Raw genomic sequence first — 12,029 nt, 5'->3', positions numbered from 1 at the left:
ATTATGTATTGTTATGTTGCTCTAGATAGCCAACACAACAATACCATCTTAAAATACTGCGAACTTCTCCGGCAGAACCCTTAGCAATATTCAGAAAGTTTAGGTATTCTCTGCGAAAGGAGCTTTCAAATCCTTCCGTAATATTTTTAAGTCTTTATACTGTTGCACATCTCCATCAATCTCTCAAGCCAAAGTCTCCGCTCAACTCACCTCCCTAATTTCATAACTATATTCACTTAAGGCGGGTTAATTACTTTCCTTTTTCCCCTTTACCTGTTGCCCTAGTTTAAAAACGGTTTTGTGGCGATCGCCTCTAGCCCAGCCGATTTTAACAATTCTTGCCACGTTGAGGCCAAGGTTGCATTACCCGGCTCTTCACGTCTAGCTTCAGCTAAACTAGCGAGCATATCGTACCAAATACCATTTTTGCCATACAAAGCTGCACGCTCCAGTAGAGGTTGATTCTGTAACTGGCTCATTAGCTCGGCGCTAGGTGTAATTCGCCGAATTTCTCCTCGTACACCAGAGCTATCAGGTCTGAGTCCTTGTTCGCCAACAATGATAAAAGTCCACCGATAATTCTTGCCAATTTCTAGAGGTGGCGCATTATCTGGGAGCTTGAAGCTGAGGATGCCAGATTTGCTAGAGATGGGAACTTTTATTTGGTAATGAGAATTGTTGTTTTCATCTACTAATCCAAAAAATATTTCTTTGGCAGAAGTTTGAGGTAAATAAACAAAGAATGTCGGATGCTCTAGCACTGTTAAGGTGTTTTTAATTGCAGGTGTCAAGGCAGTAATGCATTGACCTACAGCCAATTGCTCTTGAGGACATCCATCACCACGAGATGCACCTCCTGCCGTGTCATCTGGTTTTCCTTCTCCTGGCGGCTCGAAGGTTACGCGAGCTATCGAAGTATGAACTATACTTTGAGATGGGTTAGCCGCTTCCGCTTGGGCGCGTATCTTTAATAAGAAACCAGGAACAATAATGATTCCGAGCGCTAGAGATAATGCAAATAGCCTTAAATGGCTAAAAATTTTCTGTTGTGTCATTTCTTTCTAGCAATTTTTAGGAGTATTTCTACGGAGTGTTTAATGTAATTATAGCGATGGTTGCGTTTTTGGCTTCAGTAATTATACGGAATTTATTATAGTAAAAGCTCTTTGAAAAAGATTATTTAAATATATGTTAGATATTCAATATCCTACATAAGTTCTTTTTTTAAGCAAAAATTTAGTTTTATATGTATAACCTATAGGCAACTATTCAGGTCTTGGAGAAATATTGCATTAAATATTTTTATGGTTAAGTTTAAAAATAAATATTAATAAATTATTTACAAAATTTATACTATAGTTTTGAGCTTTAATGTTAAAACTAAAGAGCTTTTTTTAATTATTATTTAGAGCCAACTTCCCAATAAAATGAAAGGTGCCCAATAAAAGGGATGAGAATATTTAGGTTGCTTGAGCAGAGTTAGCTGAGCCTGACGAAGAGCTTTTGCTTTACTCTGCCCTTGTAATAGCTGCTGGTAAAATTGACCCATGAGTTTGGCAGTGGATTCATCTTGCACTGACCAGAGAGTTGCTAAAGTACTGCGTGCGCCAGACCGCACAGCTACTCCTGCCAATCCCAAAGTTGCTCGCTTATCGCCAGTTGCAGTTTGGCAAGCACTCAAAACCAATAGTTCAATCGGATTAAAGCTAGCCTGCTCTCTAGAGCGTAATAAATTTTCAAATTCCTTGACATTAATTTTGCCGTCCCACATTAGGATAAAGGTAGAGTCAGCTCTAGAACTAAATTGACCGTGGGTAGCTAAATGAACGATGGGAAAGGAAGTGGCGTTCAACTGTTTCTGTAAGTTTGTTTCGGTAAAATTTTGATTTATAAATACCTTAGAAGGAACTTCGGATGCAATTTGGCTAACTTCAAATCCTACTCCTGGTAGCGCTGAAAAGCCTTGACGGGCCTCGGTAATTCCGCCTGCTAAAATTTTCGTTCGCCTTTGGGTAAGTGAGACGTTTAAGGGCACGCTTCCCCCTCGCGGTGCAATTAGCTGTAAACCCGGAGCTACTGCAATATTATATTTCTCAATAAGATACTGTTTGCCATCATAAAGGGCTGACATTGGTAGATTTCGTAATAAACCATCTAGCACAAATACTAAAGTTTTAATTTGACTTTTACTTAATTGTGTTTCAGCAGGTTGAATCAGCCAGCTATAAACTTGTTCAGAAAGGCGCAAACGTTCCTGGCTTGAGAAAAATGGGTTAAGAGATTCCAACAACTGCTCAAGTGTTTTTTCTGTGTCGCTCTCCCGCAATTTAGTAGCGTAATGCTGTAGATGCTGTCCTGGCAAGGATAGTATTACCTCTAAACGGTCTGCCAAAATAATTGGGTAGATTACCGCTGCTTCAGGATCGAGTTGGTCAATTTGCTTCTGTTTAACATCTAAACAAGATTCTCTAAAGAAGTTATCTAATTCTGCTAATTGCAGAGCTTCAATGACTTCACGAGCTTGTTTGAGATTATTTTGGCTGGGATTAGATTCTAATAGTAATCCAACTAACTGACGGTAGACAGGTTCGATATTTTCTCGGAAGGAAAATTGTACGTCGCGATTAATTGCTACTAAGTCACTGCGGAGGGATTGTAAGCTATTAACTGCTTGGGTATAAGCCGCGATCGCATTTGGGATATCGCCTTTCTGTTTGAGGATTTCGCCTAATTGCCCTTCCCAACGAGCGAAAATATCATTAGCGTTGATGGATTGCGCGATCGCTAGTGCTTGTTTAGTCAGCTCCTCTGCTGCTTCCCACTGCTGCGTTTGTTCATATAAATATCCTAGTTCACCCAGCGCGTAAGATTCAGCACGCGCATCTTTAAGTATTCTTGCTTGTTCAATAGCTTTTGCCAATATCCGTGCAATATCTTGAGGCTGGGAAATTTGCGATTGCGCTCCGCGCAGCGCCAAGGGCAATCGCTCCGTAGTCACCTCTCCCTGATAGCCTAATTTTAGGATATTTATAGCCAGATTGACCCGGCTGTAAACAGCCAAGCGACTGGGGGATATATTCTCTAATTCAGAGTGAATTTGAGGCAACAATAATTCTGCTGCCTCTTTTTGTTTCGTTTCTACTAAAAGGCTGAACTGGTTTATATGAGCTTGTAGTTTAGTAGTAGGATTGATTGCGTTATCGGCTAATTTTTGGTAATTTTTCAGTGCTTCTTCTGGATTATGTAAAGTTCTAAGAGTATTAGCCAAACTAAATAAACTGGCATTTATTTCCGAATAAATGTTTAGTTTTTGAGCAATTGCCAAACTTTGTTCTAAAACTTGCTGAGACTGAGTTAAATCTCCCACTACTTGCAAAACGACTCCCAGACTTCGCAATCCTGATACTTTTAAGTTGGTATCCGGAAAAGTTTGTAATTGAGCATTCAATTGTTCTAATGATATTTTGGCTCGTCGGTAAAGCCCCAATGTTTGCAAAGCTTGAGCTTGGTTAATTAGACTGCCCAATTTACCAATTTCATCGCTAGACGAAGCATAAGCTTTTTCCGCTTGTTTCCAAGTATCTAAAGCTGCTTCGGTTTGCCCCATCGCTAGCAAGAGACTGCCTTGAGCGTTCAAAACTTGGGCGAGAGTGGCTGCATCGCGTTGAGTTTGCAATAAATTCAGACTTTGGGCGATCGCGCTTTTAGCTTCCTCCCATTTTCCTAATTCTTGATAAGCGTTCGAGAGATAGCTTAAAGTGAGGGCAACTTGCAGGCGATCTCCCTGCGCCTCGAAGTTTTTAAGAGATTGTTCCCATAGTGCGATCGCACTCGAAAATTGTCCCCCATCATAAAGTCTTCTACCTTGTTCTAGCAGAATTAAGGCATCATTTGTAATTTTAGGTTCTGAAGGAGTAGTTTTAGAACCATTCAAATTTTGTGCAAGATATACGACGCCAACATCTGAATAATAAAATTTAAACTTAGTTTGAGCTACAGCAGGATAAACAGTTGTAACGAACAACAAGGTTAGCAAGCCTATCCAGATGCTGTAATGAATATTTTTTACTAGCGAACTAATTTTTCCCATTATTTAGAAACACTGCACTTGGCGACATTATCCCAGGGGTTTTGACTAACACCATTAATAGATTTTGCGACCAACTCTATCTCCCCATTAGCATTTTTTAACCATCCATTTGCCTCAATTGTTGGAGTAGGTGGGGACGCAGCGATCGAAACGGTGACAGATGTGGAACTAACACCCCTACGAGGGCGCAAATCCCGCCAAACTGTACTCCCTAATAAAGTCTGGTTGGGATCTTCGGGTAAACCGCCGCGTCCTGTCAGGACAAAACTATTACTACTATAAGCAGAACAAACCTGGGCGATTTCACTGCTGTTGTCAGTAAAATTTTCTGACAACGCGACTAAACCAGCAGAAGGGTTAATATCAAGAGTATTAATTTGCACCATGCCGCTGAATTCCGCCCCAAGATTAGAAGTAGCAGTAATGTCACTCTTTGGAGTAGTTTGGCTACGCAACGTTGTTCCAAAGATGCCACTAGCATTAATTCTTACCCTGCCCCCAAAGCTTTGTTGAGCATTGGCAGTAATATCGCTATTTTCTAGAGCCACCAAAGTTTTTGTATTAATGATGATGTTGCCGCCATTGGTACTGATATCATTATTAGCAATCGTCTGACCCGTATCAAAAATGATGATGTTGCTGGCATCAGTAGTAATCAGGCTGTTGCGCCACAATCGTAAATCTTGGGATTCAATCGTAATATTTCCCTGTTCTGCTTGTCGCTGCGTTGCTCTAATACTCGAATTATTAGCTAGCTCAACTGTAGCAGCGCGAATATTAATGTTACCAGCATTCCCTTTCCCAAAATTAGCAACATTAATGGTTCCCCGATTTTCAAGACTTAATCTGTCAGCAATTACCGTTACGTTACCAGCATTTCCTGTTAACGGCGGTGGAGAACTCGCAAGATTGCTTAAGCTAGTCCGGGCATAAAAACCGCTACCAATTCCCCCGGTTGCAGAAGTTCCTCGTATTTGTACGTCATTGGCTCGAACTGTTATATTGCCACTTTGACCTGCGCCAAAGGTAGATACAGAAATCACAGCTCCGTTCTCAAGGGATACTTGTTTAGCATCAATAATGACATCACCACCAACTCCAGTTGAGTCAAGAGTAGGATTAGAAAAAATACCTGTCAGACGCCCTCCATTCGCTGAAAGGCCCCCCAGTTGCACATCCCTCGCTTGCACCCTTAAAGCACCAGAATTCCCAGAACTATCGGTTCCCATACCAATAGATGCCCCATCTCGCACTAGCAACCGATCTGTTGTAACTGTTAGATCGCCGCCTTTTCCCTCACCATTCGTCTGAACAAAAAAGCCGCTACCCATTCTACCATCGGCTGTTCTAGCAATCAGTTCCACTGCATCTAAAGCATTGATGGTTGAGCTTTTCCCCGGTTGATAGCCTCCGGTAAGGGATACGATGATCGAACCTTGCTCTAGTTTCAGGTTTCGGCTTTGTATCTGGAACGAACCTCCCTGCGAACCGCTACTATCTACTGAAGCAGCACCAGATAAATTGATATTTCCTAATTCTGCAAGTTGTTCGTTGTTGAAGCTGATTTGTTCGCTGCTGACTTGCATTGGCAATGAGCCACGAGTAACCGACCAAAGCTCAATTGCTCCAGACTCAGCCTTTAAATTACCGCCCTCTAACGCGATTTCTCCTGCTACTAAAGCTAAAGTTTTACCAGGTTGCACCGCTAAACCATTGGTTGTCGTATTTGGCTTTAATCCGCCTGTCTGTCCGAATCTGAAAGTGTGACCCAACCCTTGAACGCGAATTACTCCCGCATTTGACTCGTTGAATTGTAAGCCAATCGGAACATTTATTGTTAGCAATGGGGGGGCGCTGGGATTGGTAGCGCTGAACTCAGTTCCATTGCTAAATTGAATGCTGTTAGCAGTCGAGGCTAGGAAGGAACCGCCTATATTTAGTTTGGCATTTGGGCCAAAAATAATGCCGTTGGGATTAATAAGAAATAAGTTAGCTATACCGTTAGCTCGCATCAACCCATCAACTTGGGAAATATCGCTACCTGTAACCCGACTGAAGATGTTTTGAGTGTCTAGAGAGTTGTTGAAGAAAGCTTCTGCGCCTGTAAGAAGAGAAAATTTTGTAAAACTGTGAAATAGGTTCCCGCCTACTTGCGTGCCACGCTCGATGCGGATGATGTTACCTTCTGAGATAGCAGCGGTACTGTTTGGCAGCGTCGCATCAGGTACGATTTGTGCTAGGGTGCTGCCAGGATTACTCAACCACAAAAGAAAACTTGTACTACTAACCCAGACTAAGTGACGAAGCTGGCTCATATATTTTATATCTGAAGGTAGCGATCGCTTACGGTATATCTTTAGCTAAACATAAATTTATTTGTGCTGCCTTTTTCTTGTCCCTGTTGCTCGGAACCGATTTATAAATTACAGGGCTTACTGGGACTTAAACAGCCAATTAGTAATAAATAACTTATAGCTTAGGGAAGGTCAGCCTTTCAAATTGAGCAATAACTATGCAGCAAATGACGCCCGCTACACTGCCTCCATGTTTTTATGAATTGTGCCCGTAACTCTATTATTAATCCTTAGTTTGTATGGCGCGATCGTTGTTTCAAATTAGGCAGATATTCTTTTTTTGCATAATCTCTATTTTTGGTTTTTGACAACTTATTCTAGCAATTATTCCAGTAAAGTTAATCGATATAACTTTGAAAAATATTAAATTTCAAATCTTGATTAATAGTTAATTGATTGAGAATTTGTGCGAAACTTCTCAATTATGAGCGCGAACGGCACGCACCTCTAGCACGACATTCGGCAAATATTGAGGCGACTAGCCGCCCAAATCCCCAATATTGCCTGTCTCTTACTTTATCGGGTTGGCGATCGCGCGTGATAAAGATGCGTAAGTCCTGGTAGTTATAGTAGTGGTTGGGAAAAACTTTAGTCCGAAACAACGGAAGCACCTGTCGCTCTAACAGTGGTTTTCTCTACAATTAATGCCATACCCATGTGTTAGCCAAAAATACGCTCTTGACAATAGCTTGAATGGATGGAAACTGCCATGCGAACTCTTAAACTACCTTCTGGACAATTAATTCCGGCTCTTGGTATGGGCACCTGGCAGATGGGGGAGAATGCCAGGAATCGTCAGAGCGAAATTGATGCCTTGCGTCATGGACTCGATTTGGGTTTATCTTTGATTGACACTGCTGAAATGTATGGTGAAGGCGGTGCAGAGGAAGTAATCGCCCACGCGATCGCAAGTCGTCGTGCATCCGTCTTCTTAGTCAGCAAAGTTTATCCGCACAACGCCTCCAAGCAAGGTGCGATCGCTGCATGCGAACGAAGTTTGAAACGCTTGAAAACTGACTATCTTGACCTTTACCTATTGCACTGGCGCGGTTCTGTGCCATTAGCAGAAACTCTGGAAGCATTTCAGACGCTTCAACAAGCAGGCAAAATTCGCAGCTATGGGGTGAGCAATTTTGATGTCGAGGATATGGAGGAAGCCAGCCAACTAAAGGGTGGAAACGCGATCGCAACCAATCAAGTCCTCTACAACCTAATGCGACGGGGAATTGAGTGGAATTTACTGCCCTGGTGTCGGCAACGAAGCATCCCAATTATGGCGTATTCCCCAATTGAGCAAGGGCGTTTGCTGAACAATCGGACACTTAAGACAATTGCTCAAGAACGAGGAGTTACTGCGGCGCAGGTGGCGATCGCGTGGTTGTTGCATCAAGATAATGTAATTGTGATTCCCAAATCCAGCCGCATTGACCATGTAGAGCAAAATTATGCTGCCCTGAATTTGAAATTGAGTGCTGATGAATTGGCTGCCCTGGATGCTGCCTTCCCACCGCCTACTAAACCTGTTCCTCTACAAATGCTTTAACGACTTCTCCAGGGGTTAGTTGCCTCACGCGGCTGGTTGGGGGGCAACAATAGGTTTGCATGACTTGGAAAGGAGTAGGGGACAGATTATCCGAACCAAAAGCAGGTCTTTATCAAAGACTAAGTATTTCACATTACGAGCATCAATTTTATTTCGGAGAGTAACAGAAGAGGGCTAAGCCCCACTAGCAGTAATCATGGTCGAAAAGCCGCTCCAAATCGTAACTTTGATAATGGAATTCTAGGAATTACAGTGTATTCTATCCATTCATGCAATAGCTGAGTTCTTTCTGGAGAAACATCACTGTTATCCCAACAGGCTGTCCAATTAAAGAAACTATCAAGTTCAGTTTCAGTATGCAAGGAATCTTTTCTTTGGCAAGGATTCCATCCTCTTAACTTGCGGGTTTCATCTGATGCCGTTATCCGTAACAGTACCACTTCACCAGGCTGTTGCTTGAACCAATGTAAGTCTTGTAGTGTGCGGATATCACTCAGTAATAATACCTCGGCATTGGCTTGTTTCGCATTGGATTTTACTTCCTTTAGACACCCTTCTGGATCTTGAGCATTTCGTGCTGTATGGTGAGCGACCATAGCGATACGATGAGATTCTTTAAATTCACGATCGTTCTCTAAACGTATAGCATCAATACCTATTGATGCAGCATACGAACGCTTATTGATATGACCCAGCGCAGCGCGGTGAACTGAAATACCTTTAGAAATTAAGGAATCGTAAATCAGATTAGTGATGTAATCTTTGCCTGATGCTCGTTTGCCACTTATTAGAATGTATATCAATGATTGACCATTTTTATCATGCAATTCCTTATCATGCAAGCCATTTAGAGCTTCTGCTGTGGATGCAGGACGTACTTTTTTCTTTTCCTCATTGGAATCTTCCTTTGAAACATATTCATCAGCATAAGAAAAAGCTTCACAGTGATGAATACCAGAACCGTGACCATCATCAGCACAGTCACATAGCCATACTTCCCCAACATGGTTCCTAGTGCCGTATTTAATTGCTGTTTCTGGGCACCAATTTAACAGGTTAGGCTCTAAATTTGATACATTATGTAGTAATTGAGGAACATCTTCTTCAAACACTTCATACAGTACATCACCTCTCATAATGTACTTCACTCCAGATTTTACTTCAGCACCATCGTGTAGCACATTGTTAACGTGATCGAAGATCAAGACGCTACCTGTTTCTGGTTTTACTTCATGAGTAGGTGAACTAGATGGCTTAAAATTTTTAACTTCCCCAATAGGAATATCATGACTGGCATATCGGACAGGTTCATAGTCAGAATAAAAACGAGTATTTCCACCCGTAAAATCATCATTCAAATAAATTTGTACAGTAAAAACACTAATAGCTGGAGTGGGATATCGCAACATTTTTGCTCCATCATAATGAGGCACAAAATGACCTTTGGGCAAGTACTTAATATATCGCCAATGATGAGTGAAGCGTTTTAATCTCCAACGCACGCCATCTATATGTACAATTTCTGGCAAGTAACTTTTCAAACGTGCCATGATAGCGTCACTCATACCCAGATCAACTGTGTGACGGCGTTCACATGCCCGCACTGACTTATCAAAGGCAGTGGGGGTACTGAAACCTAAACTCTCGATGGCTTGAATCAAGCTTGTACTTTCAAAAGCAGACAATAGTCCCTTTACAACACGAACTTTATTGCTACCAGGAATCAAAAAGCGGAATCGTGGCTCTAAAAATTCAGAGGAAGTAGTTTTATCGTGCCAAACTGGTAGAAGCAAATGAGATAGATTTTCACGATGAACAGTGCATTTTGGTTTAGATGTTTTAATTGGCATATTTGATGAAGCTAGTGCGGGCAACATAACATCTTTCATAATAAACAAACAAGATTTAATGAGATACCTTTATCAGGTATACTGATGGTTTTTCTGCATCCAGGACTATTTGGAATTTATACTCCAGTGCCAGGAAATCATCGCTGAGTAGCTAGGAAATTAGGGTTATCACTCAAACCGAGTAAAATACGTCTTGTACATACTTTGGTAGCACGTATTGGGTTAGACCCTGGATTTGATTTTCTCGGTTTTAATATACTGCAATACCCAGTCGGGAAATATCTTTCTCGGCAGGATAACAAAACCTTAATTAAGCCTAGCAAAAAGATTCAACAAATACACTACTAAAAGCTCAAAGAGACGATAAACTAGCATAAAACACGATAGGCTGGGCAAGCTGTCTATTCGCTAGGTGACTTTGTAACTGACTCTACCCAACATCAGAAATCGGGTAATCAATGGATTTATCTCGCGCTGGATAGTGTCTTAAATGAGCAAGATTGCTTAGGATGACGAATAAATTTACCAGAGCGTAACGCATGGCTCAACGACCTGGAATCTTCCCCACCTTCTTCATCTCTGGCTTTGAGTGTTCGACATTTCTCTGGAAGGACAAGGGACGGCGGAATCTAATTGAAGAGACACAGCACGATCGCCACGCGCAGGAAGACTACAACATATTGCGATCGCTGGGGATTGATGTGGCACGGGAAGCGATTCCTTGGCCGTTAGTCGATCGTAATGGCTGCTACGACTTCTCTAGCATCGACCCCATTATTGAGGCGATGCAGCAAACGCAGATCGTTCCCATTTGGGATCTCTGCCACTATGGGTATCCAGACGATCTCGATCCATTTACTAATGAGTTTACCGATCGCTATGCTAATTACTGTCGCGCAGCAGCAGAGTATGTGATTCCCCGCTTGCGTGGCCCCTATTTTTTCACGCCGATTAATGAAATTACGTTTTTCTCCTTCTGCGGCGGCGAGTGGGGTTGGGTGGCTCCTTATAAAACCACAAAAGAAGACCGTTTTCGCTTGCGATTAGCGTTGTGTAAGGCAGCGATCGCTGGTGTTAAGGCGATTCGAGAAGTGGAACCTTCCGCCAGGATGATCCACATCGATCCCCTAGTTCAGGTGGTCGCACCGCGCGATCGCCAGGATCAGATCGATGCAGCACATCACGAAACCTATGTCGATACGTTTTTGGCGTGGGATATTCTCTACGGGAAAGAACATCCCGAACTTGGCGGTTCCCCGGAAATCCTGGACATCGTTGGCGCAAATCACTATTCCTTCGGTCAGATGGAATACCGAGAACATGGCCCCCATCAGGCACTCGAACCCCACGACGATCGCATCAAACCGCTTTGCGAGCTAATGCGGTGGGTGTGGGAACGCTATCACAGGCCGATGATTATTGGCGAAACCAGCGGGATGGAAGCAGGTAGAGATGAGTGGCTCAAGGATGTAATGGAAGAGGCTATGGCGGCGGTGAATGCGGGGATTGATCTGCATGGGATTTGTTTATTTCCCGCTGTTGATATGCCGGATTGGCATACCGGAAAGTGGCTGCACAATGGGATTTACGATTTGGTAGAGGAAGGGGATAATCTGAAGCGGGTGCCTTGCGAAGCATACGTTGCAGAACTGCGACGCTGGCAGAAAGAACTCAATCGGGTAATGACACTTGATGCTGACCCGTTCAGCGATCCGGTAGAACTGCAAGATGTGATTGACGCGGCTAAACGATTGCGGCCAGAAGCCGATCGCAATTGGAGTTAAATATTTAATGCAGCACTGTCATTCTTCTGTAATTTTTCCTCGCATCGTCTTAATCTGACTTCGCTTAGTTTTGCTATCCAGACGCTTTCTTTGAGAACTCCGAGTCGGTTTACTCTTTTTGCGGGGTTTGACGACTGCGATCGCACTTTTAATCAAGTCTTGCAGTCGTTGCAATGCCTCTTCTCGGTTTTGCTCTTGGCTGCGGTGTTCTTGAGCTTTGATGACAATCACCCCTTCTTTAGTGATGCGTTGGTCGGAAAGCTTCAACAGCCGCTCTTTGTAGCGTTCGGGTAGCGAGGAAGCCACAATGTCAAAGCGCAGGTGAATGGCAGTCGCCACCTTATTTACATTTTGTCCCCCTGCCCCTTGCGATCGCACCGCACTCATCTCAATCTCATGCTCTGGAAT

Annotated in this window: 9 protein-coding genes; 2 read left to right on the top strand and 7 right to left on the bottom strand. The window is 42.8% G+C overall.

Annotation, left to right across the window (positions count from 1 at the left end; translation table 11 throughout):
• Window position 1: 1 nt before the first annotated feature.
• The 5 genes from H6F77_RS28810 to H6F77_RS02195 all read right to left on the bottom strand — a co-directional run bounded on the left by H6F77_RS28810 (window position 2) and on the right by H6F77_RS02195 (window position 7,046).
• Complete coding sequence (locus H6F77_RS28810) at window positions 2-142, bottom strand: four helix bundle protein (RefSeq protein WP_190485021.1); 141 nt, start codon at window positions 140-142, stop codon at window positions 2-4.
• A 139-nt stretch (window positions 143-281) separates the two neighbouring features.
• A complete protein-coding gene (locus H6F77_RS02210) occupies window positions 282-1,055 on the bottom strand; it encodes a DUF928 domain-containing protein (protein ID WP_190484931.1) in 774 nt (257 codons plus the stop codon).
• Between the two features lie 350 nt (window positions 1,056-1,405).
• A complete protein-coding gene (locus H6F77_RS02205) occupies window positions 1,406-4,090 on the bottom strand; it encodes a CHAT domain-containing protein (protein WP_190484929.1) in 2,685 nt (894 codons plus the stop codon).
• Entirely contained in the window at window positions 4,090-6,405 is a 2,316-nt protein-coding gene (locus tag H6F77_RS02200) for a two-partner secretion domain-containing protein (protein ID WP_190484927.1), read from the bottom strand. The genes H6F77_RS02205 and H6F77_RS02200 overlap by 1 nt, the downstream gene beginning before the upstream one ends.
• A 461-nt stretch (window positions 6,406-6,866) precedes the next feature.
• Window positions 6,867-7,046 (bottom strand): hypothetical protein, encoded by a 180-nt coding sequence (locus H6F77_RS02195; RefSeq protein ID WP_190484925.1) that lies wholly within the window; start codon window positions 7,044-7,046, stop codon window positions 6,867-6,869.
• 107 nt (window positions 7,047-7,153) lie between these two features.
• On the opposite strand from H6F77_RS02195, the gene H6F77_RS02190 reads away from it, so the two are divergent.
• Window positions 7,154-7,987 carry an aldo/keto reductase gene (locus H6F77_RS02190; protein WP_190484924.1) on the top strand — a complete coding sequence of 278 codons (834 nt, stop codon included), beginning with the start codon at window positions 7,154-7,156 and terminating at the stop codon, window positions 7,985-7,987.
• A gap of 194 nt (window positions 7,988-8,181) precedes the next feature.
• Here the strand turns inward: H6F77_RS02190 and H6F77_RS02185 are convergent, their stop codons facing one another.
• Window positions 8,182-9,876 carry a 2OG-Fe(II) oxygenase gene (locus H6F77_RS02185; RefSeq protein ID WP_190484922.1) on the bottom strand — a complete coding sequence of 565 codons (1,695 nt, stop codon included), beginning with the start codon at window positions 9,874-9,876 and terminating at the stop codon, window positions 8,182-8,184.
• 500 nt (window positions 9,877-10,376) lie between these two features.
• On the opposite strand from H6F77_RS02185, the gene H6F77_RS02180 reads away from it, so the two are divergent.
• The gene (locus H6F77_RS02180; RefSeq protein WP_190484920.1) at window positions 10,377-11,621 is read left to right on the top strand and encodes a family 1 glycosylhydrolase; all 1,245 of its coding nucleotides are present in this window, start codon (window positions 10,377-10,379) and stop codon (window positions 11,619-11,621) included.
• Between the two features lie 18 nt (window positions 11,622-11,639).
• Here the strand turns inward: H6F77_RS02180 and arfB are convergent.
• Window positions 11,640-12,029, bottom strand: a 390-nt coding sequence (gene arfB / locus H6F77_RS02175; RefSeq protein ID WP_199321138.1) for an alternative ribosome rescue aminoacyl-tRNA hydrolase ArfB, incomplete at its 5' end; no start/stop codon positions are given.

Origin of the sequence: Microcoleus sp. FACHB-831, assembly GCF_014695585.1 — a bacterium.
Lineage (GTDB): Bacteria > Cyanobacteriota > Cyanobacteriia > Cyanobacteriales > FACHB-T130 > FACHB-831.
The sequence above is the reverse complement of the archived record's forward strand: the minus strand, read 5'-3'. Positions and strand labels throughout refer to the sequence as shown.